This is a genomic window from Luteimonas terrae, assembly GCF_004358165.1.
GTDB lineage: Bacteria > Pseudomonadota > Gammaproteobacteria > Xanthomonadales > Xanthomonadaceae > Luteimonas > Luteimonas terrae.
The window spans coordinates 1,705,093-1,727,464 of the sequence record NZ_SMTG01000002.1; the positions used below are offsets into that span (position 1 = coordinate 1,705,093).

General features: G+C 68.5%; 20 protein-coding genes. 2 read left to right on the forward strand and 18 right to left on the reverse strand.

All coding sequences use genetic code 11. The annotated features are described in order from the left end of the window. Positions 1-9: 9 nt before the first annotated feature. The 11 genes from E2F49_RS07780 to E2F49_RS07830 form a co-directional block, all read right to left on the reverse strand. Positions 10-1,695, reverse strand: a complete 1,686-nt coding sequence (locus E2F49_RS07780; protein ID WP_243713507.1) for a BatD family protein — start codon at positions 1,693-1,695, stop codon at positions 10-12. 8 nt (positions 1,696-1,703) lie between these two features. Next, a complete protein-coding gene (locus E2F49_RS07785) occupies positions 1,704-3,446 on the reverse strand; it encodes a tetratricopeptide repeat protein (protein ID WP_133393273.1) in 1,743 nt (580 codons plus the stop codon). Then, entirely contained in the window at positions 3,443-4,465 is a 1,023-nt protein-coding gene (locus E2F49_RS07790) for a vWA domain-containing protein (RefSeq protein WP_133393274.1), read from the reverse strand. Before E2F49_RS07790 ends, E2F49_RS07785 begins: the two co-directional genes overlap by 4 nt. Next, positions 4,462-4,920, reverse strand: coding sequence for a DUF4381 family protein (locus E2F49_RS07795; RefSeq protein WP_133393275.1), 459 nt, complete (start codon positions 4,918-4,920; stop codon positions 4,462-4,464). The genes E2F49_RS07790 and E2F49_RS07795 overlap by 4 nt, the downstream gene beginning before the upstream one ends. Before the next feature lie 3 nt (positions 4,921-4,923). After that, a complete protein-coding gene (locus tag E2F49_RS07800; RefSeq protein ID WP_133393276.1) occupies positions 4,924-5,883 on the reverse strand; it encodes a DUF58 domain-containing protein in 960 nt (319 codons plus the stop codon). Beyond that, a complete protein-coding gene (locus tag E2F49_RS07805) occupies positions 5,829-6,821 on the reverse strand; it encodes an AAA family ATPase (protein WP_208004831.1) in 993 nt (330 codons plus the stop codon). The genes E2F49_RS07800 and E2F49_RS07805 overlap by 55 nt, the downstream gene beginning before the upstream one ends. A 144-nt stretch (positions 6,822-6,965) precedes the next feature. Beyond that, on the reverse strand, positions 6,966-8,873 hold the full coding sequence (locus E2F49_RS07810; protein WP_133393278.1) for a type IV pilus secretin PilQ: 1,908 nt from the start codon (positions 8,871-8,873) through the stop codon (positions 6,966-6,968). Between the two features lie 14 nt (positions 8,874-8,887). After that, on the reverse strand, positions 8,888-9,412 hold the full coding sequence (locus E2F49_RS07815) for a pilus assembly protein PilP (RefSeq protein ID WP_133393279.1): 525 nt from the start codon (positions 9,410-9,412) through the stop codon (positions 8,888-8,890). Positions 9,413-9,429: 17 nt separating this feature from the next. Then, positions 9,430-10,101: a type IV pilus inner membrane component PilO gene (locus E2F49_RS07820; protein ID WP_133393280.1), complete on the reverse strand. Its 672-nt coding sequence runs from the start codon at positions 10,099-10,101 to the stop codon at positions 9,430-9,432. Continuing rightward, a complete protein-coding gene (locus E2F49_RS07825) occupies positions 10,098-10,751 on the reverse strand; it encodes a PilN domain-containing protein (RefSeq protein ID WP_055249559.1) in 654 nt (217 codons plus the stop codon). The genes E2F49_RS07820 and E2F49_RS07825 overlap by 4 nt, the downstream gene beginning before the upstream one ends. After that, entirely contained in the window at positions 10,751-11,809 is a 1,059-nt protein-coding gene (locus tag E2F49_RS07830) for a pilus assembly protein PilM (RefSeq protein ID WP_055249561.1), read from the reverse strand. Before E2F49_RS07830 ends, E2F49_RS07825 begins: the two co-directional genes overlap by 1 nt. 204 nt (positions 11,810-12,013) lie before the next feature. Here E2F49_RS07830 and E2F49_RS07835 point away from each other — a divergent pair, with 204 nt between their 5' ends. Next, on the forward strand, positions 12,014-14,563 hold the full coding sequence (locus tag E2F49_RS07835; protein ID WP_133393281.1) for a penicillin-binding protein 1A: 2,550 nt from the start codon (positions 12,014-12,016) through the stop codon (positions 14,561-14,563). A 146-nt stretch (positions 14,564-14,709) separates the two neighbouring features. Then, entirely contained in the window at positions 14,710-15,342 is a 633-nt protein-coding gene (locus E2F49_RS07840; protein WP_133393282.1) for a hypothetical protein, read from the forward strand. A gap of 42 nt (positions 15,343-15,384) precedes the next feature. Here the strand turns inward: E2F49_RS07840 and E2F49_RS07845 are convergent, their stop codons facing one another. The 7 genes from E2F49_RS07845 to E2F49_RS07875 all read right to left on the reverse strand — a co-directional run bounded on the left by E2F49_RS07845 (position 15,385) and on the right by E2F49_RS07875 (position 22,309). Continuing rightward, complete coding sequence (locus E2F49_RS07845) at positions 15,385-15,846, reverse strand: hypothetical protein (RefSeq protein ID WP_133393283.1); 462 nt, start codon at positions 15,844-15,846, stop codon at positions 15,385-15,387. 208 nt (positions 15,847-16,054) lie between these two features. Continuing rightward, the gene (locus E2F49_RS07850; RefSeq protein ID WP_133393284.1) at positions 16,055-17,356 is read right to left on the reverse strand and encodes a citrate synthase; all 1,302 of its coding nucleotides are present in this window, start codon (positions 17,354-17,356) and stop codon (positions 16,055-16,057) included. Between the two features lie 265 nt (positions 17,357-17,621). After that, positions 17,622-17,873, reverse strand: coding sequence for a type B 50S ribosomal protein L31 (locus tag E2F49_RS07855; RefSeq protein WP_055249571.1), 252 nt, complete (start codon positions 17,871-17,873; stop codon positions 17,622-17,624). Between the two features lie 81 nt (positions 17,874-17,954). Next, positions 17,955-18,890, reverse strand: coding sequence for a nucleoside hydrolase (locus E2F49_RS07860; RefSeq protein WP_133393285.1), 936 nt, complete (start codon positions 18,888-18,890; stop codon positions 17,955-17,957). 52 nt (positions 18,891-18,942) lie between these two features. Then, on the reverse strand, positions 18,943-19,596 hold the full coding sequence (locus E2F49_RS07865; protein WP_133393286.1) for a response regulator: 654 nt from the start codon (positions 19,594-19,596) through the stop codon (positions 18,943-18,945). 204 nt (positions 19,597-19,800) lie between these two features. Continuing rightward, positions 19,801-21,909 carry an ATP-dependent DNA helicase RecG gene (recG, locus tag E2F49_RS07870; protein WP_133393287.1) on the reverse strand — a complete coding sequence of 703 codons (2,109 nt, stop codon included), beginning with the start codon at positions 21,907-21,909 and terminating at the stop codon, positions 19,801-19,803. 16 nt (positions 21,910-21,925) lie between these two features. Next, complete coding sequence (locus E2F49_RS07875) at positions 21,926-22,309, reverse strand: RidA family protein (RefSeq protein WP_133393288.1); 384 nt, start codon at positions 22,307-22,309, stop codon at positions 21,926-21,928. Positions 22,310-22,372: the final 63 nt, after the last annotated feature.

A 22,372-nucleotide genomic window follows, 5' to 3' on the forward strand; every position in this document is an offset into this window, starting at 1 on the left:
AACCGTCGCTCATCGCTGCGGGTACAGCGGCGGCAGCGCCGCGTCTGCGCGAGGGGCGGGCGCGCCGTGCCATCGAGGGCCCGGGCGGAACGCGGTGCGCAGGGCTTGCCGCGCGCCGGCAAGATCACCGCCGGTCCAGCGCGCGCGTTGCCAGAGCACGAGCGCCTCGCGTTGCGCGGCGTCGTCGAGCGCCGGCTGCAGCGCGTCCAGATCGGCGAAGACCGGGCTGCGCAGGCTGCGCAATGCGGACTCGACCTCGCCGGGTTCGCCGGTCTGCAGCACCTGCATCAGGCGGCGATGGGCCTGATTTGCGTTGACGTCCGGTGGCTTGCCGCCTGCCGGGTCCTCGTGCGGAGGCACCGCATGACGCGCTGCCGACGGCGCCGGACGCTGGCGACGGAGGCGCCACGCCAAGAGCGCGGTCGCGAGCCAGAGCGCAGCCAGCAAGGCGCTGACCGCCGGCCACAGCGCGGAGGACCTGTCGCGCACCGCCGACGGAGCGGCCACATCGATCTGTCCTGGGGTTGCGACCCCATCGTCCGCGCGCGCCGCGCCCGGCGCCACTGCCAGCGAGACCGCTGGCGGCCCGCTGACGCGGGCCGTGCCCGCACGCACGTCCCACCAGCCGATGCGCGGCCCCTGGATCTGCAAAGCGCCCCCGCTGCGCGGGACCACCGCGTATCGCCGGGTCAGGCGCACGCGCGGGCGGCCGTCCTCGAAGCTCTCGTCGTACTGCGGCGGCTCGGCGAATACCTGTGCGTCGGGCAGCGCGGGCAGCTCGACGCCGGGCAGTTGCGTGCCGACCGCGCCGTCGAACACCGCCTCGAGCACGAAGGTGCTCGCTTCGCCCACGCGCCCTTCGTTCGGCGCTTCCAGCCAGCGCGCCTGCACGCCGTACAGCGGCAGCCAGGGCTGGGGGGCGCCGGTCGGCATCGCCCGCACTTCGAGCACGCTGGGTGGCCCGTTCGCCGACAGGTCGCGCGGCCCGCGATTGAACACGTCGTCGAAAAAGCCACCACCGCCCGCACCCCGGCCTTCGAAACGCGCGCCGGGAATCGTCAGCGTGCCGCTGCGCTCGGGCACCAGCTGGTAGCGGCGCTCGACCACGCTGTAGCGGCGGCCGCCGATGTCGCGGCTGTACTGCACGTCATTGCCGACGCGCTGCATCGACGCGCCCTGCGGCGCAGGCTGGTCGAGGCTGCCCGACACCAGCGGCGTGGCGTAGAACAGCCGCAACACGTAGCCGATCGACTGCTGCACATAGGGCGACTGCACGTCGACATCCGCCTCGATGAACGCAGGCGCGCCATCGCGCGCGGCACTCACCACCGCCGGCGCGACACTCAGCGACAGGGCCTGTGTCCGAGCGCTGCCGACCTGCAGCGGCGGCACCGTCAGTACGCCTTCGCGGCGCGGCTTGAGCGCGACGCCATACAGCGATCGCGTCACGCGCTGCCCGTTGCTGATCTCGACCTGCCGACGGCTGGTGTGGCCGCTGACGTCGAAATCCTGCGCCAGCGGCGCCCAGTCAGGCGCGTCGCCCGCGTCGTCGGTTTCGACGTTGAGCGTGGTGGTTTCACCGAATGCGACGCGATCGCGGTCCAGCCAGGCACGCGTCTGCGCCTGCGCGACGCCCGCGATGCACCACAGCACCATCACGGTGGCGCACAGGCCCGTTCGCCATCTCGTCGACACATTCGTCCTCATCGGTCGCCTCCTGCCGCGCGACGCTCGTACTCGAGCCGGAACTTCGCCCGCAACAATCCGCCCGGGTCATCGGGCACCCGCCGCAGCCACGCGGCGTTGGCCTGCTCGCGCTCGTCGCCGGCCTCGCCCCCGGCTGCGACTGCGTCCTCGGGCGGGTTCGAAGGGTCGCCATCGAGCGCCCGTTGCATGCGTTCGCGCTGCGCGGCGTTGGCCTCGCGCTGGGCTTGGGCATCGGACGGTGATCCGGCATCGGCCGGATCCTTGCGCGAGTCGGGCGGCGGCTGCGGCGACGTGCCCCGACCGTCCGAGGTGCCCTGCTCTCCCTTCGCGGGCTCTCCTTGGTCGCCTGGCTGCCCTTGGCTGTCGTCATTCTTGCGCTGCTGTTGATGCGCGCGCGAATCCTGACCCTGCCCCGGCGGCGGCTTGCGATCGCGCGCCGCGAGGACGGCTGCGCGATTGGCCTGCGCGTCGGCCATGCCGGGTTGCCGAGCCAGTGCGTCGTCGTAGGCGGCGATCGCGTCGTCGTAGCGCCCCATCCGCGCCAGCGCATTGCCGCGGTTGTAGGCCGCATCCGCGCCCGGCAGGCCGGTCCAGACCTTCAGCGCATCTTCGTAGCGTTCACTTCTGTAAGCCGCCGTTCCGTCCTGCATGCGGCCGTGCGCGACCTGGTCGGCGCGCTGCCACGGCGTGGCCGCGGGCGGCGCCGCATGCGCCCCCAGTGGAGCCAGCGCCGGCCACAGCGCGAGCACCGCGATGCATGCGAACCCTGATCCGCGCCGGAACGCCAGCAGCACCACCGCCAGCAGCGGCAGCAGCAGCCAGTAGCCCTCGTCGAGCACGCGCCGCACGCCGTCACCGGACGAAGCGCGTGCGGTCGTCCCTGTTGCCTCCGGCGTCAGCACGCCCAACGCCTGCAGGTCGCCGTCATCGATCGAAAGCGTTTCGTAACGTCCACCGCCCGCCGCTGCCAGGGCCTGCAGCGCCGTCGCATCGAGGCGCGCATGCGCAAGTCCGCCATCGCCACCACGGTAGGCCGCGCCGGCGGCGGATCCCAGGCCGAGCACGGACACGCGATAGCCCATGCGCGCCGCCACGGCGGCTTCCGCGATCGCGGCTGCATCGGCGTCTCCGGTCAGCAACAGGATGTCGCCACGCTGCGCCTGCCCCTGCCGCAGCAATTGCGTGGCCTGCACGATGGCCCGGTCAGTCCGCCGGCCGTCGACCGGCATGACCTCCGGCGACAGCGCATCGAGATACAGCGCGACGTTGCGCGCGTCGTCGGTCAGCGGCGCAACGGTGAACGCGTCGTCGGCCCAGGCGACCAGGGCGACCTGTCCCGCGGATCGTGCGGCAAGCAGCCGCGCGAGTTTCGCGCGCGCCTGCAGCAGGCGCGACGGCGGCAGATCGCTCGCCATCGATGCCGTCGACAGATCGATCGCGATCACCAGCGGCGCCATGCCCTGCGCCTGGAGCGGCACTTCGGTCTCGCGCCAGCCCGGGCCTGCCAGCGCCAGCACCGCGAGCAGCGCCGCCAGCAGCCATGCACCGAGGCCAAGCAGTCCCCGCCGGTCCGGACGCGCTTCGAGCAGATGCGCGAGCAGATGCGGATCAACGGCCTCCCGCCACGCATCGGCTTCGCGCCGTCTGCGCCACCAGATCCACGCCAGTGCCGGCAGGATAGCCAGCGCCCACAACCAGGCCGGGCGCGCGAACTGCAGCGTCTCGAACGGAAGCGTCATGTGCTCACCTCGCGGCGCACACGCAGGCGCGGCAGCAACGCGAGCAGCAGGACGCCGCAGGCGATCGCGAGCGGCACGGGATATCGCTCGATGCGCGGCCGCAGCGCAGGGCCGGGCTGCGCGACCGGCTCGAGACGATCGATCTCGCCATAGATGCCTGCCAGTTCCGCGGTGTCACGCGCCCGGAACGCGCGGCCACCGGTGACGTCGGCGATGCGCTGCAGAGACGCCTCGTCGATCGCCGGCTCGCTGCCGGGCATCTGGAATCCGAACATCCCGCCTGCGCCGGCCTCGCTGCCGAACGCGATGGTGTGCACGCGCACGCCGGCATCCCGCGCGAGTTCCGCGGCCTTGTCGGGCGTCAACGCACCGGCATTGCTGACGCCGTCGGTGAGCAGGATCAGCAGCCGCTGCCCGCGCGGCGCGTCCTGCAGACGTTTGACTGCGAGCCCGACCGCATCGCCGATCGCCGTTTCGCGCCCGACTAGACCCACGACGGTCGCATCGAGCTGCTGACGCACGCTCTCGCGATCCAGCGTCATCGGCGTCATCGCGTACGCCCGCTGGCCGAACACGATCAGTCCGATCCGGTCGCCGGCGCGGCGCTCGAGGAAATCGGCGATCACGGCCTTCGCCGCGGTCAGCCGGTCGACCGCGCGCCGGCCGACGTACATGTCCTCCTCGCTCATGCTGCCCGACAGATCCACCGCCAGCATCAGGTCGCGCGCGCTGCGCGGCGGCTGCTCGACTTCGCCCCATTGCAAGGGCCGCGCTGCGGCGATGCACAGCAGGCACCAGGCGATCCACAGCAGCCATGGCGTCGGCGAAATACCCGGGCGAGTGCGCGATGTCGTCATCGCCTCCAGCCCGCCGTAGGGCACGCGCAGCGCGCTGCCGCCACGTTGCGCAGCGGGCGCGAAACGCCGCACCAGCCAAGGCAGCGGGATCGCGAGCAGCCACCACGGCCACGCGAAGACCTCGCGCAGGGCCTGCATCCAGTTGCCCGCGTCGCCGGTCATGCGCGCTTCGTCATCAGGTCGACGAACCGGCCGCGCGCCAGTGCGTGCAGCGCATCCAGATCCAGCGCACCGGTGTCGCGACGGAACGCGCCGTCACGCAACGCCGCCCCGACGCCCGATTTGAAGGGCGCGCCCCGTTGGCCGACATCCAAAAACGTCAGCCAGTCGTCACCCTGCAGCCGGTCCCCGTCCGCGCGATGTCGACGCGCGGCACGGCGCAGCAGCGACGACATCACCGCGATCCGACCGGTATTGGAGCCGGCCAGCGCCACTTCCGCGTCGAACGTCCGCTGCCAACGACGACGCTCCCAGGCCCGCAACACGCGCCAGACGACGATCGCGAGGCACACGACCAGAATCGCGGCAGCCAGCCACCACCAGCCCGGCGCCGGCGGCCACCAAGGAGGCGCCGATGGCTGGTGGATGTCGCGCAGCACGAGATCGGGCGCCGCCATTACTCATCTCCGCCCGCGCGCGAACGCCGGCAGCCATGCGTCGCTGGCGGCGTCGCTGGACAGCGATTCGACGCTGACGCCGGCACGGCGCAGAGTCTGGACAGCCGCGTCGCGAGGTCCTTCGAACATGTCGCGCCAGCGCGCGCGCTGCGCGTCGGCCGACAGGTCCAGATCGATGCGTCCACCGGCCTGTGCGAAGCCCAGGCGCGCGCGCGGCGGCAGGCGTTCGACCGGATCGTCGAGCAGCAGGACCAGCCCATCGCAATGCGCGCCGACCGCTGCCCAGTCGCGCGCCGGGACCGCCGCAACGCTGGCGGCATCGGCAAGCACGACGAAACGCGCGCCGGGACGCAGCAGGCGCCGTGCATGGTCCATCGCCACGCCCAAGCCGGCGTCATCGGCGGACGGCGTGGCATACCACCGCGCGAGCGCGTGCAGGACGCGCAACGCGCCACGCATCCCGCTGCCCGGCGCGACCGGCGCTTCGCGGGTCGCCCCGCGCAAGGCCGCGATGCGATCCCCGTCGGCGGCGGCCGACCACGCGGCAACGGCACCGGCGCGCGCCGCCTGCGTGGACTTGAACCGCACGCGCGTCCCGAAATAGAGCGCCGCGGCGGTATCGGCCACGATCAGCGTCACCCGCTCGCGCTCGCGCTGGAAGGTCTTGGTGTGCGGCCGCCCGGTCCGCGCCGTGACGCGCCAGTCGATGTGGCGCGCATCGTCGCCCGCAACGTAGTCGCGCGACTCGGCGTACTCCATGCCCTGCCCGCGTTGCGGCGACGGTGCCAACGCACGCACTCCGCTGCGCGCACGCCGCACGGTGCCGCGCTGCCGCGCGAGCGGACGCAGCGCGACGAGCTCGGCCAGTGATGGCCGGATGCCTGGCGTCGTGTCCGCATCCGCCGGGTTCACGGCAGCGGCACCCGATCGAGCAGGGCCTGCACGAGCCGCTCGCCATCCCAGCCTTCGGCCGTCGCCTCGTAGCTGGGCAACACGCGGTGACGCAACACATCCGGCGCAACGCGCCGCACATCGTCGGGAGTGACGAAATCGCGTCCGGACAGCCAGGCCAGCGCGCGGGCGCAGCGTTCGAGCGCGATCGACCCGCGCGGACTCGCGCCCCAGGCGATCCGCGCCGCGAGCGATGCGTCGTAGCGGCCGGCGTCGCGCGAGGCCAGCACCAGCTCGACCAGATAACGCTCGACCGCCGGCGCCATGTGCAAATCCAGCACCGCGCGACGCGCCTGGAACAGCAGATCCAAGGGCATACGCTCGACGGCCGCGTGCACGTCATCGAGTTGCGCACGCGCGCGACGCCGCGCCAATTGCAGGATGCGCGCCTCGGTGTCGGCTTCCGGATAACCGACGCGCACGTGCATCAGGAACCGGTCGAGCTGCGCTTCAGGCAACGGAAACGTGCCCTCCTGCTCGATCGGGTTCTGCGTTGCCATGACCAGAAACAGGTCCGGCAGCCGGTAGGTTTCGCGACCGACCGTGACCTGCCGCTCGCCCATTGCCTCCAGCAGGGCCGACTGCACCTTTGCCGGCGCCCGGTTGATCTCGTCGGCGAGCAGCAGCGGATGGAAGATCGGCCCGGCTTGGAATTCGAAACGCCCGTCCTGCGGTCGCCAGATCTCGGTACCGGTCAGGTCGGCCGGCAGCAGATCGGGTGTGAACTGCACACGCGCGAATTCGGTATCCAGCCGCGCAGCCAGCGCGCGGATCGCCGTCGTCTTGGCCAGACCCGGCGCGCCCTCGACCAACAGGTGCCCGTCTGCCAGCAACGCAACCAGCAGACGCTCGACCAGCGCCGCCTGCCCGATGATCTCCTCGGACAATGCGTCGCGCAGCGCCGCAAACCGCGCATGCAACGCAGCGCCAGCTTCGTCAGTCCGGTCCATCGCCATCCTCGTCACCGGCGCCCGTCGCGCCATGGCCCAGTTTGACCCGAACCCGCGCCAGTGGTTCACAACGCCAGCCAAACCGGTTCCCGCAAATGCGAACGGGGCCCGAAGGCCCCGTTGCGCAAATCCCGAGCGCGCTGATCAACCGACCGGTCGCTGCGCCACGCGCATGACCTTCGGGGTGACGAAAATCAGCAACTCAGCCTTCGACTTTTCCCGACCTCGGCTCTTGAACAGATTGCCCAGGATCGGGATGTCCCCCAAGAACGGCACCTTGGACAAGGAGGATCGGTCGTTGAACTCGTAAACACCACCAATTGCAACTGTTTGGCCATCGTCTACCAACACGGCAGTAGTCACATTTCGCTTGCTGATCAGCGGAACTTCGCCAGCCGCGTACGTAAGGTAATCAATGACTTCATCCTTTTTCACATCCATCGCAAGAAACACCCGCCCGTCGTTGGTGATCGTCGGCGTTACCTTCAATTCCAAGAGGACATCCTTGAACTGCACGGTGGGCACGTTGTTGCTCTGCCCACCAGTGACTGTCAGATAGCCAACTTCCTGGCCCTGACTGATCACAGCCTCGCGCTGGTTGCTGGTCACGATCCGGGGATTGGAGATCACCTCTCCCCGCTGCTCGGTCTGCAACGCTTGCAATTCGACAGCCCAATCGATGGTGTTGCCAAGAATCGTGAAACCAAGCGCCGGCGCCTCGATAGGTGTCGGCAGATTCACATTCAGCCCGCCTGGCGCGAAGGCGGTGGAACCTTCCGGCGCGACCAATGAGCCACCGACGTTCACACGTTCCTTGGTACCACTGACGCCAAAGCGCGCACCAAGATTTCTAGCGAAGGACTCGTTGGCGATGACAATGCGCGCTTCGATCACAACTTGATCCACAGGCTTGTCGAGCATGTTGACCAGACGGCGGACCTCGCTCACACGGTTCGGAATATCGATTACCAGCAGTGTGTTCGTGCGGCGATCGAAGCTGAGACTGCCGCGCGAGGACAGGAAGCCGCGCTGTTGTGAGGCGCCACCGGTGCCACCTCCAGAACTGCTCTTGCTCTCCTCTGTCAGCAGCTTCGCAATGTCTTCCGCATTGCCGTAGCTGATCGGGATGTACTCGGTGGTCATCTCCGCACGTTCTTCGATCGCCAGGCGCGCGTCTTCCTTGGCCTGCTCGAACGCGGCGATTTCGCTCTGCGGCGCAACCCAGACCACGTTGCCACTGCGACGCTTGTCGAGCGACTTGGCCTGCAGCACGATGTCCAGCGCCTGGTCCCAAGGCACATTCTGCAAGCGGAGCGTCACGTTGCCGACCACGCTGTCGCTGGCGACGATGTTGAGGTTCGACTCGTCGGCGATCAGCTGCAGCACCGTGCGCACCGGCACGTCCTGGAAGTTGAACGTCACAGGCGCGCCGCTGTAGCTGCGAACGTCAGAGACGGTCGCTGTTGCGGCCTGCCCCATCGTCGCCGCAGTCGTCGCTGCGCCCACCGCGCGCACCGGCGCCGGAAGCGCTGCCGGCGTCGCAGCCACGGCACCTCCGCGCGGCACGATTTCGACGATGTAGTCGCGACCGCTCTGGTAGGCCATCGGCTCGAACTCGCCGCGCGCGCTGAGCACGACCTGTGGGCCTTCCGCACCCTGTCGCGCATCGATCCGCTGCACCGGTGTCGCGAAGTCGGTCACGTTGAGCGGACGCTGCAACGAACTCGGCAGCGTCGCGCCACCGAGATTGATGACGACATTGCCGCCCTGGGTCCTCAGATCAGGCGCGGCGCCATCGCCATCGAAGCGCAGCACCAGCTTGCCCGAGCCGCCGTCGCCGCGGCGGAAATCGATGTCGGTCACCGCAACCGCAGTCGGCTGCATGGCCGCGGTCGCGGCCTGGAGCATCGGCATCATCGACACGTGCGTCGGCGCCTGCGCCGCCTGCGCACCGCTGAACGTCGCCACCAGTCCAATGGCAAGACCGAGCGCGCCGGCACGCACCGAGTGCTTCCGGCCCGACTGCAGGCTTCCCGCTTTGCTCACGGTCATGTTGCTTCCCCTCATCATTGTTCGTTCAGCGCGAGCGAAGCCGGGCGCTCCAGCCAGCCACCGGCACCATCGGGCACCAGCTCCACGAGCTCGATGCGATTCTCGTTGACCGATGTGACACGGCCATCGTTCTGACCCAGGTAGTTGCCCGGGCTAATGCGGTAGGTCACCTTGTCCGGCGCGAGGACCAGCCCGACGATGCGACCGCCGGTTCCGATCGTGCCGACCATGGACATGCTGTCGAGCGGATACTGCTCGGTGATCTCCTTGCGACGGTTCGAGTCCGGACGCGGGCCACTGCCACCGGAGTCATCGGTGAACGCGTTGCTGAAGGGATCGCGGATCCCTTGGGCGGAATACTCGAATGTTTCGAACTGCTGCATCACCGGCAGAGGCTCCAGCGGAGGCGCCGGACGTTGCTTGACCTCTTCGGCCCAGGCCTCGAGATTGGGCGCCTCACCCGGCTCGCTGGTCACGCCACGTCCGCAACCCGCGACGGCGAGCGTGACCGCGAGCACAGCCACACCTCGCAGAATCATTCCGTTTCCTGCAGCCATCACTGCGCCCCCTCCGTCGCCTGCGCGGTCTGCGCCTGTGCGGCGGTCTCTTCCTCGTCGAGGTAGCGATAGGTCTTCACAGTGCCCGACAACTCGAGGCTGGAGTTTGGACCAATGGCCGCCAGACCATCCGCGCCGCCGCTGCGCGGCTTCAGCGAGATGTCGTGCATCGTCATGATGACCACGCGCGGCAGCGAGGCCACACCGCTGACGAATGCGCCGAACTGGTGGTACGTGCCGACCATGCGCAGCGCGATCGGCTGCTCGGCATAGAACTCGCGTGGAACCTCCTCGCCCGGCTTGAACAGGTCGTTCTGGATACCGGTCGCGATCGCGGTCTGCGAGATGTCGACGATCAGGTCGGGCATTTCGGTCTTGCTCGGCAGCTGCCGCAGCATCTGCTGGAGCTGCTGCTCCATCTGCGCGAGCTGCTGCTTGAGCGGCTCGAGATTGGCGGCCTTGCCCTGCTTGGTCTCGAACTCGCTGCGCAGCGTGGATTCCTGCGACTCCAGGTTCGTCAGCTCATCGCCCTTCTCGCGAGTGATGACGTACCAGAGCAGGAAGAAGATCAGCAGGCCGATCAGGATGCAGGCGCCGATCTTGTACTCGCGCGGCCACGAGCCGGTGTTGTTGAGGTCGAGCTCACGCAGCGACATCTTCTTCTTGCTCACGACGCGGCTCCTTCGGCGGCGGGCGCGACGACGGGCGCGGCGTCCGGTGCGGTCGCGTCCACCGGCGCGGCGGGATCGGTGCCTTCGGCCGCGGCGGCTTCCTTCGCGGCCGGCGTCGACAGCTGCACGCTCAGGGTGAACGCATACGGCAGACCCGGGACGCCGTCACGCGCTTCGATCACCGACAGCTGCGGGCTGGTCATCCAGCCGGAGCTGTCGAGGGCGCGCATGTAGGTACTGACGCGGGCATTGGACTGCGAGCGGCCCTCGAGCGTCAGCGTCTGGCCTTCCTGCTTGAGCGAGGTCAGCAGCACGCCATCGGGAATCGTGCGCACCAGCTGGTCGAACAGGTGCACCATCTGCGAGCGGTTGCCCTGCAGTTCCTCGATCACCGCCTTGCGCGCCAGCAGGCGTGCACGCTGCGATTCGAGCGCGTCGATTTCGGTGATCTGCGTATCCACCGCGGCGATCTGCTGCTGCAGGAACGCGTTGCGTTCGTTCTGCCCGTCGATCTGCGCGTTGTAGTACATGTTGACGAGGAACCACAGCGCCACGCCGGCCGCCGCAGCGATGCCGACCATGACGCCGAATTCCTTCTGCCGCTGCTTGCGTCGCTCCGCGCGCCACGGGAGGAGATTGATCCTGGACATCAGTCGAAGCTCCTCAGCGCGAGGCCGCAGGCGATCATCAGCGCGGGCGCATCCTGGGCCAGGGCGTGCGCCTGCACGCGCGGCCCGAGCGTCATCTGCGCCAGCGGGTTGGCGAGCACGGTCTGCACCCCCAGCTGCTCCTCGACCATGTCGGCGACGCCCGGGATCGACGCGCAGCCGCCGGCGAGCACGACCTGGTCGACGCGGTTGAAATCGCTGCCGGCGTAGAAGAACTGCAGCAGACGGCTGACCTGCTGGACCATCGCTTCCTTGAACGGCTCGAGCACTTCGATCTCGTAGCTTTCCGGCAATCCGCCCTGGCGCTTGGCCAGACCGGCTTCCTCGTAGCTCAGGCCGTAACGACGCATCACTTCGTCGGTCAGCTGCTTGCCGCCGAACACCTGTTCGCGCGAGTACAGGCTGCGCCCGTTACGCAGTACGTTGAGCGTGGTCATCGTCGCGCCGACGTCGACCAGGGCGACCACGCCGTCGGACGGCATGCTCAGGGTCTGGGCGATCATCGCGAACGCGTTCTCGACCGCGAAGGCCTCGACGTCGATGACCTTGGCCGTCAGGCCGCCGAGTTCCAGCGCCGAGGCACGCAGCTCGACGTTCTCCGAGCGCGACGCCGCCAGCAGCACCTGCACCATCTCGCTGTTGCCGGGCATCGGCCCGAGCACCTCGAAATCGAGGTTCACTTCCTCGATCGGATAGGGAATGTAATTGACCGCCTCGAGTTCGACCTGCGATTCGAGATCGTCCTCGTCCAGGTCGGCCGGCATCGGGATGGTCTTGGTGATGACTGCCGAACCCGCGACCGCAGCCGCGGCGTGCTTGGCCTTGGTGCCCGAGCGCGACACCGCGCGGCGGATCGCCTCGCCCACCGCCTCGACCTCGACGATGTTCTTCTCGACCACCGCATTGGGCGGCAGGGGTTCGACCGCGTAGTGCTCCACGCGGTAGCGATTGCCCTGGCGCGACAGCTGCAGCAGCTTGACCGCAGTCGAGCTGATGTCGACGCCGATGATCGGCACCTGGCTTTTTGTGATGAGCCCCACGGAATATCCCCTTTGCCACGGGCGTTTAGCCACGCCTCGTGTCCCGGCGCATTAAATAACGGACTTTCCGGGCATTGGCAACACGCGCCTTCGATCCCGGCAAGCTGAACAGCGCGCAGCCTACACTGCCCGGATGTCCCTGCAAGGCGCGTACCGCACCGGCGCGGCGGCGTCTCCCGATCGCCTCCCCTATACTCCGCCGCCATGAGCCCAGCCCCCGCGACGACGTCCAAGCCCCGCCCTTCCCGCTTCCGCCGCTTCGTGCGCTGGAGCCTGATCCTGATGCTGGTGCTCGGTCTGCTGGGCGCGATCACCGGCGGCATTCTCTATGCGGCCGTGGCGTCGAAGCTGCCCGATGTCGAAGCGCTGCGCGATATCGAGATGCAGGAGCCGATGTACGTCTATGCCAAGGACGGCCGGCTGATCGCCCTGTTCGGCGAGACCCGGCGCTACCCGGTCAAGATCGCCGACGTGCCCGACCGCCTGAAGCAGGCCTTTCTCGCCACCGAGGACGCGCGCTTCTACGAGCACGGCGGCATCGACTACCGCGGCGTGGGTCGCGCGCTGTGGCTGCTGGCGACGACCAACGACCGCCGCGTGCCGGGCGGTTCGACGATCACCCAGCAGGTGGCGCGCCAGTTCTTCCTGAGCTCGGAGTACAGCTTCACCCGCAAGTTCGCTGAGATGCTGCTCGCGCGGAAGATGGAGCAGAACCTCAGCAAGGACGAGATCTTCGAGCTCTATCTCAACAAGAGCTTCTTCGGTAACCGCGCCTACGGCGTGGCCGCTGCGGCCGAGTTCTACTACGGCAAGACCCTGGCCGAACTCGATCTCGACGAGATGGCCTCGCTGGCCGCGATCCCCAAATTCCCCTCCAGCGGCAACCCGATCAGCAATCCCGAACGCGCCAAGGAACGCCGCGACGTCTACGTGCTCGCGCGCATGCAGGAGCTGGGCTACATCAGCGCGCAGGAAGCCGCGGCGGCGCGCGCGGTCGAGATGCACGCCAGCCCGCACGAGCGCCCGATCGAGGTCTTCGCACCTTACGTGGCCGAAATGGTGCGTCTGGAGATGGTCGCCCGTTACGGCGGCGACGTGCTGACCCGCGGCTACCACGTCACCACGACGATCGACCCCACCATGCAGGCCGCGGCCGAGCTGGCCGTGCGCAACGGGCTGTCGACCTACGATCATCGTCATGGCTGGACCAAGCCCGCCGAGACCTTCGAACTGGCGGCCGCTGAAGACGCCGCGACCACGGCGCGTCGCCTGCGCGGCGTCGCGCCACAGGGCGGCCTGCTGCCGGCGATCGTCGTGCGCAGCGGCGACGGCACGGCCGACGTGGTGCTGGCCGACGGCAGCACGGTGACGCTCGACGCCTCGACCAGCCGCTGGACCGGCAAGAATCCGGCCGCCCTGCTGACGCGTGGCGATCTGACCCGCGTGCGCCGCATCGAAACGCCTGCCAAGGCGCCTGCCGACACCGCGCCCGAGGACATGCCGCCGCCGACGGTCAGCTGGCAGCTCGACCAGCTGCCGCGCGCGCAGTCCACGCTGGTGTCGATGGAGCCGGACGACGGTGCGGTGCGCGCATTGATCGGCGGCTACAGCTTCGCGGGCAGCAATTTCAATCGTGCGACCCAGTCGCGTCGCCAGCCGGGCTCGAGCTTCAAGCCTTTCATCTTCGCCGCGTCCTTCGAGAAGGGCTTCAATCCCGCGTCGATCGTGCTCGATGCGCCCGTGCTGTTCCGCATGCGCCGCGGCCAGGACTGGCGTCCGCAGAATTCCGACGGCCGGTTCGTCGGACCGATGCGCCTGCGAGAAGCGCTGGTGCAGTCGCGCAACCTGGTCGCGGTCCGTCTGCTCGATGCGATCGGCGTCGACTATGCGCGCCGCTACATCAGCCACTTCGGCTTCGAGGAATCGCAGCTGCCGCCGAATCTGTCGATCGCGCTCGGCACACCGTCGCTGACGCCGCTGGACGTGACCCGCGGTTACGCGGTGTTCTCCAATGGCGGCTTCCGGGTCACGCCGTGGTTCATCGACGAGGTCCGTGACCGCGAAGGCACGCTGGTCTTCAAGGAGAACGCTGCGCGCGCCTGCCGCGGTTGCGACGGCAGCGGCACGCCCGGCCAGTCGTCGACGCCAACGCACGTGGTGGACGGCTTCAATCTCGGCCCGGCGGCCGAGAAGCGCGAGGTCACCGCTGCGCCGGTCGAGGCAGCCCCCGAACCCGAGCCGCGTGCCGACGGTGCCGCGCCGGTCATGGCGCCGCGCGCGATCGACGAGCGCGTCGCCTACCAGATGATCTCGATGATGCGCGACGTCGTGCGTCGCGGCACCGGCACCGCCGCGCGCGTGCTGGAACGCGAAGACGTCGGCGGCAAGACCGGTTCGACCAACGAGCACCGTGACGCCTGGTTCTCCGGCTTCGGTGGCAATCTGGTGACCTCGGTGTGGGTCGGTCGCGACGACAACCGCTCGCTCGGCTATCGCGAGTACGGCGGTCGCGCGGCGCTGCCGATCTGGATCGATTTTATGCGGGTCGCGCTCGAAGGCGTTCCGGAAGCCTCGAACGAGCCGCCGGAAGGCATGGTGCGGGTCGCGGTCACCGCCGGCGGTCGCCTGCTGCCGACGACTTCGGACGGGGGCATCATCGAGTACGTGAAGGCCGAAGATCTCGAGCGGATGGAATCCGAGATCGATCTGCAGATCGACGACGTGCCGGCCGAGGAAGCGTTCGACATCTTCTGATGCCCGAGGCGGCAGCCTCCGCGCTGCCGCTGCCAGTCGCCTTGCGCATCGCCTCTAAGCGTCAGCCGTCCTGGTCGCCCGACGTGCATTGACCCGTCACGCCACCGGCGTAGAGTCGTGACAGGTGATCGACAGGGGACGATGCGATGCATCGCGCACAGCAACACGCGGACACCCGGACCCGCGAACGCCGGCACCGCGTCGCCCACGAAGCTGCACGCATGATGGCCGAAGGCGGCATCCGCGATTTCCACCAGGCCAAGCTCAAGGCCGCGAGTCGCCTCGGCATCCACGACGACGCTTCGCTGCCGCGCAATCGCGAGATCGAGGACGCGCTCCGCGAACACCAGCGCCTGTTCGTCGGCGCGCGTCAGGCCGATGCGGTGCGTATTCGCCGCGAGGCAGCCGTGCAGGCACTGGGATTCTTCGAGCCGTTCGCACCGCGACTGGTCGGCCCCGTCCTCGAAGGGACGGCGGACGATCATTCCGCCGTGACCCTGCATCTGCACACCGACGACGCCAGCGCGGTCGCCCGCTTTCTCGACGACCACGGCATTCCGGCCGAAGGCCGCATGCGGCGCCTGCGCCTGGACCGCCAACGGACCGGCGACTTCGATGTCTGGGTCTTCACCGCCGACGGTCTGACCTTCGATCTAACGGTGTTGCCGGAGGCCGTGCTGCGCCAGGCACCTTTGTCTGCGGTCGACGAGAAGCCGATGCGCCGCGCCTCGCACGCGCAGCTCGAGCGCCTGATCGCGCTGGAGCACGGCGCCGAGTGATAACACGCGCTCCTTCGGGAGCGCGCGCCTCCTTGCTTGCGATTACTCCGCGACGATCTGCGCGCTGGCACCGCTGCCGAACACGCGTGCACGCGAACCCACCTGCAGGCCGTTCGTGTGTGCCGACTGGATGGCCGACTCGCTGCCGTCGTCGAACTTCAGCATCACCATGTAGGCCGTGACCGCTTGTCCCGCAGCTGGCGTCGAAGCCGCACCGGCCACGGCATCCTGGGCGACGCCACTGGCGACCTGGTACGCGTCATAGGCGTATTCGCCCGCGACGTTCGAGGCCGCGCGGCCGGCGATGCGTCCCAGCGCGCGTCCGAATGCGCCGCTGGTCCGCGACGGCGCCGCCGCCTGCTGCTGGCTCGCCACGGCCACCTGGATCGGGCTGATGGCCGTGATCAGGCCGCTCCGGAACGACATTTCCTGGGCCGAGACGTTAGAAGCCGCCATCCCTACGACGCACGCGAACACCACGCCCCACATCTTCCGCATCTTCATCGCTCCATCCCCTCTGCTGATTGCCCCGGGCGCGGTGGCGGCCACCTGCGCGACAGGGCCAGTCTGCCGGGACGACCGGAGCGTCACCGCAGGAAAAGCGCAGGGCCGGCCGTCGGAAACCTCCGATGCGTGGCTGCCAGAAACGACGAAGGCGGCCCGAAGGCCGCCCCGTCACCACCGCGTATGGGCCGCCAGGCCCGCCGCAGGATCAGCGCTTGCTGCTGTCCGTGTAATCGCGGACGTCGTAGCCGGTGTAGATCTGGCGCGGCCGGCCGATCTTCGCTTCCGGATCGACCTGCTGCTCGAGCCAGTGCGCGACCCAGCCGGCGGTGCGGCCGATCGCGAACATTACGGTGAACATCTCGGTCGGAATCTTCAGCGCCTTGTAGATGATGCCGCTGTAGAAATCGACGTTCGGGTACAGCTTGCGCTCGACGAAGTAGTCGTCCTTCAGCGCGGCTTCCTCGAGCTTCATCGCCACGTCGAGCAGCGGGTCGTTGATGCCCAGCTCGCCGAGGACCTTGTGGGTCATCTCGCGGATGATCTTCGCGCGCGGGTCGAAGTTCTTGTAGACGCGGTGGCCGAAGCCCATCAGACGGAACGGGTCGTTCTTGTCCTTGGCGCGCTTGACCGCGGTCTCGACGTTGTCGGCAGTGCCGATCTCGGCGAGCTGCTTGAGCACCGCCTCGTTGGCGCCGCCGTGCGCGGGGCCCCACAGCGCGGTGATGCCGGCGGCGACCGAGGCGTACGGATTGGCGCCCGTCGAACCGACCAGACGCACGGTCGAGGTCGACGCGTTCTGCTCGTGGTCGGCGTGCAGGATGAAGAGCAGATCCATCGCCTTGGCGACGACCGGGTTGAGCTCCAGCGGCTCGCTCGGCACTTCGAACATCATGTGCAGGAAGCGGTCGACGTAGTTCAGGCTGTTGCGCGGGTAGCGGATCGGCTGGCCGATCGAATAGCGGTACGCGGCCGCGGCGAGCGTCGGCACCTTGGCGATCAGGCGGATCGCGGCGAGGCGGCGCTGCTCGGGATCCTGCAGGTCCAGCGTGTCGTGATAGAAGGCCGACATCGAGGCCACCGACGCGGCGAGCATCGCCATCGGGTGCGCGTCGTGACGGAAGCCCTGCAGGAAGCTCTTGAGCGACTCGTGCATCATCGTGTGATGCGTGACTTCGTGCTCGAACTTGGCGAACTCGTCCTTGTTCGGCAGCTCGCCGGCCTGCAGCAGGTAGGCGACTTCGAGGAAGTTCGACTTCTCGGCCAGCTGGTCGATCGGGTAGCCGCGATACAGCAGCACGCCCTCGTCGCCGTCGATGTAGGTGATCGCCGACTTGCAGCTGGCGGTGGCGGTGAAGCCGGAATCGTAGGTGAAACAGCCGGTTTCCTTCGGCAGCTTCGAGATGTCGACGCAGGGGTTGCCGAGCGTGCCGTGCAGGACGGGCAGCGTCACCGTCTTGCCGGCGGCGTCGAGCGTGACCTGGTCGAGCTTGGAGTTGGATTCAGACACTCTAAAGGCTCCTCATTTCTCCGGACGGCAACGCCATCCGGCCTGGCGGGCGCGGCAGGTGCCGCAACGCATCAATTATCGCATAGCGATTCCGTGCGCGCCGGCACGCGGCATTGCACGAAAGTCGAACACGACGAACGCTGCCGCATTGGAAAATGCAGCAGAAATACAAGTGATCGGGAACGCAGACGGCCGCCCGAGGGCGGCCGCCGGTGTCGTCGAACGATGCGCGCCACACGGGCGACACGCATCGTCATGCAGACGCTTACTTGGCGTAGCGCTTGCGGAACTTGTCGACGCGACCGCTGGTGTCGATGATCTTGTTCTGGCCGGTGTAGAACGGATGCGTGGCCGAGGACACTTCGATCTTGATCAGCGGGTATTCGTTGCCGTCCTCCCACTGGATCGTTTCCTTCGCCGAGGCGGCGAGGGTCGAGCGGGTGAGGAACTTGAAGCCATCGGACGTGACGTCCTGGAAGACGACTTCGCGGTATTCGGGATGGATGTCGGCCTTCATGGCGGGCACCAGAGTTGCGGAAGGTAAGAGCGGCATTTTAGCGGGCAATCGACCCGCCACGCAAGCGGGCCGTCGCCGGACTCAGCGGGACAGGGCGCGACGGATCCGGGCATGGAAACGCGCGGTGTCGAAGCGCATCAGGATGCGGGCATTGTCCGCCCGGCCGAGCTGACGCTGCCAGTCGACGATCGTGGCACCACGCGCGGGCCCGTGGTCGAGCACGACATCGAGCGGACGCTCGACGACTTCGGTCGCGGCGTCGGGCTCGAGCACCCAGGCCATCGCCAGCGCATCGGCCGAGTGCCAGTCGTCGCCGCGGCGATCGGCAGACCATTCGCGGGTCTTGCGCGAGATCGCATCGTAGAAGCGGCCGATCTCGCCGCCTTCCTGCATCCACGTCACCACCGCATCGTGCGGCAGGCCGTGTGCCACCGTAGCCTCCCAGTCCGACAGATCGAACTGCGGGAAGGCATCGAACACGATCTTCGCCGCCTCCGGGTCGAAGTAGGCATTGAACTCGGCACTGGGCGTGATGTTGCCGTGCCCGGTCACCGCGCCCGACATCGCCACGAATCGCGCGATACGCGTGGGCAACGTGGGGTCGAGCTTCAGCGCCAGCGCCACGTTGGTCAGTGGACCGAGCGCAACCAGCACGAGCCGGCCGGCGTGGACGTGGGACAGGCGCAGGATCGCCAGCGCGGCGTGCTCGTCCTCGACACGACGACGCGCAGGCGTATAGCCCACATCGCCGAAGCCGTCGTTGCCGTGCACATAGGCGGCGTCGGGCGCCGCATGGAGCAGCGGCGACGCACTGCCGGCGAACACGGGCACATCGGGATGCCCCGCCACTTCGCACAGCTTGAGCGCGTTGGCGACCGTATGCTGCAAGCCGACATTGCCGGCAGCGATGGTCAGGCCGACGACGTCGTGCGCGTCGTCATCGAATGCCAGCAACAGCGCAAGGGCGTCATCGACGCCGGGATCGGTATCGATCAGCAACGGGATCTTGTCGGTCATGCGGCATTATCGCCGACCCGGACCGCGACCGGCCACCGCACGGATGTCCGCCTTAAGACGTCAGCCCGTGGTCGCGCGCGTAGGCGTAGAGCTGGCTGTTGTTGTCGAGGCCGAGCTTGTGCATCGCGTCGTTCTTCTGCCGGCTGATCGTCTTGACGCTGCGCGAAAGCCGCACCGCGATCTCGCTGACGGTCAGGCCGCCGACGAACAGCCGCACCACTTCCGCTTCGTGCGGGGAGATGCGGGCCGGCTGCCGGTCCAGTCCGCCGGCCTGGTCGAGCACGTCGCGCATCGCACGGCAGAAATAGATGCGCCCGGCGGCGACCTTCTGGATCGCAGTGAGCAGTTCATTGCGCGCGGACGTCTTGTCGACGAGGCCGCGCACGCCGGCATCGACCATCGCACGCAGCATTGCCGGGTTCTCGACCTCGGTCAGCACGATGATCGGCAATGCGGGGAACTGGCGACGCAGGGTCAGCAGCAGCGGCAGCCCGTCGCAATCGCGCAATTGCGGGCCACGCATCGAGAAGTCGGTCACCAGCAGGTCGCCCGGTCGCGACTTCACCAGCAGTTTGAGCAGGGCCGTGCCGTTCGAGGCCTCTCCGGCAACCTGCAGCGGCTCACCTGCGCGTTCGATCTCGGCGCGGACGCCGGCAAGTGTGAACGGATGATCGTCAGCAATGAAAATACGTAGCTGGGTGTCCATGGAGTCCCTCCCTGGGCGATGGCAATCGCAGCGTCACGTCCTGCCCTCGTCTGCCCGTCCTTCAGAATTATCCCGCCGTTACCCGAAATGCCCACCCACATTTCGTGACGAAAATCACATCAGACTCGTGAACAGATACGGTAGTCCGCGCACGTGGAGAAACAGTGAAACCCCTGCCTGCAACCTTGTAAAAAGCCGATCTGTTCAGGCCGAGGCGTATCGCGTCGCGCTTCCGATCCATCGGGTCACGATCCGGTCGCCCAGATCCGGCCGCTCGGACAACATCGCATCGCCCACAGCGTGCACCGTGGGCAGCAGGTCAGCGTCGCGCGCCAGATCGGCGAGTCGGAATTCCGCCAGACCGGTCTGACGCGTGCCCAGCAGTTCGCCCGGCCCGCGCAGCGCCAGATCCTTTTCGGCGATCAGGAAGCCGTCGTTCGTGCTGCGCATGGTGTCCAGCCGCTCACGCGCCATCCGCGACAGCGGCGACTGGTACAGCAGCACGCAACTCGACGCGGCGGTCCCGCGCCCCACCCGTCCGCGCAACTGGTGCAATTGCGCGAGGCCCAGGCGTTCCGCGTTCTCGATCACCATCAGCGATGCGTTGGGCACGTCGACGCCGACCTCGATGACGGTCGTCGCCACCAGCAGGTCGATGTCGCCACGCTTGAATGCCTGCATCGCGTCCTGCTTCTCGGCCGCCTTCATGCGCCCGTGCACGAGCGCGACGCGCACGTCGGGCAGCGCGGCGTGCAGCTGCTCGAACGTGGTCTGCGCCGCCTGCGCGACCACCTCGTCCGAATCGTCGATCAGGGTGCAGACCCAATAGGCCTGCCGCCCTTCCGTACAGGCGTGGCGGATGCGCTCGATCAGCGCGGGCCGACGCTCGCTGCTGAGCACGACGGTCTGGATCGGCGTGCGGCCCGGCGGCAGCTCGTCGATCGCCGAGACATCGAGGTCGGCGTAGGCGGACATCGCCAGCGTGCGCGGGATCGGTGTCGCGGTCATCACCAGCTGGTGCGGCACGCGTTCGCCGCCGGCGCCCTTGTCGCGCAGGGCGAGGCGCTGATGCACGCCGAAGCGGTGCTGTTCGTCGATGATCGCCAGGCCCAGATCGTGGAAGTCGACGTTCGCCTGCATCAGCGCGTGCGTGCCGACGACCAGCTGCGCGGCGCCCGATGCGATGTCGGCCAGCACCGTCGCGCGTGCACGTCCAGTGACCTTGCCCGCCAGCCAGGCGACGCGGATGCCGAGCGGCTCGAACCAGCCGCGCAGGTTCTGCGCGTGCTGTTCGGCGAGCAGTTCGGTCGGCGCCATCAGGGCCGCCTGCAGCCCCGCGTCGATGGCCGCGGCGGCCGCGAGCGCGGCCACCACTGTCTTGCCGCTGCCCACGTCACCCTGGACGAGCCGCAACATCGGTTTGCGTTGCGCAAGATCCTTCGACACTTCGCGCAGCACGCGCGACTGCGCGCCGGTCAGCGCGAACGGCAACGACGCGCGCAATGCATCGGCGAGCGTGCCGGGTCGCAGGGCCGGTGCACGATGCGCCTGCAGCGCGATGCGCTGGCGCCGCAGACTCAGGTGATGGGCCAGCATTTCCTCGAACACGAGGCGGCGCTGCGCCGGATGCCGGCCCGATGCCAGCAGGCCGAGGTCGGCATCGGCCGGCGGTCGATGCACGTACAGCAGCGCGTCGCGCAGGATCGGAAGGTCCAGCGTATCGAGCGCTCCGGCCGGCAGCAGTTCCAGTGACGCCGCATCCGGCAGGCGATCGAGCGCCTGGCCGATCAGTCGACGCAACACCTGCGGTCCGACGCCCTCGACCGCCGGGTAGACGGGATCGAGCCGGTCATCGAGCACCGTCAGCGCATCGCCATCGAGCACCCGGTAACTCGGATGCACGATCTCCAGCCCCTGCTGCCCGGGACGCGGCGTGCCGAAACAGCACACCCGCGTACCGACCGCGAGCTGCGCGACCTGCGCGGCACGGAAATGGAAGAACCGCAGCACCAGCGTGCCGCCGGACCCGTCGCCGATGGCGACACGCAGCATCGGGCGTCGCCGGAACCCTTTCTCGACCGCCTCGACGACGCCTTCGATCTGCGCCGGCACGCCGCCGCGCAGATGGCGGATCGGCGTGACCCGGGTGCGGTCTTCGTACTGGCGCGGCAGGTGCAGCCACAGATCGCCCAGCGTCGCCAGACCGCGCGCAACCAGCTTCTCGGCGACCTTCGGTCCGACGCCCGACAGCGCCGACACCGGCGTGCGGCCCGCGTCGGCGAGTGCCGGGACGCGCGTCCCCGCCCTGCTCATGCGCCCGCGGCGTCGATCAGCCGAGCACCATCACCGCGTCGACCTCGAAGCGCGCGCCCTTGGGCAGCGCCGGCACTTCGATGGTGGAGCGCGCGGGATAGGGGGCGTCGAAGTATTCGGCCATGACCGCGTTGACCTGCGCGAATTCGCCCAGGTCGGTGACGTACAGACCGACGCGCACGATGTCGTCGAGCGTGCCGCCAGCGGCGATCGCCACGGCCTTGAGGTTGTCGAACGCACGGCGCGCCTGCGCGGTGATGTCGCCGGCAACGATCTCGCCCGTCGCCGGGTCGAGCGGAATCTGTCCCGAGAAGTACACCGTGTTGCCGGCGCGCACGGCCTGCGAATACGGGCCGATCGCGGCGGGCGCGTCCGAGGTGGCAATGGGCGTACGGGGCATCGGGGAACTCCGGCGACGGGAAAGCCCGCATTCTAGCGGGCGCCCGCGCGCCGGAGATTCGGA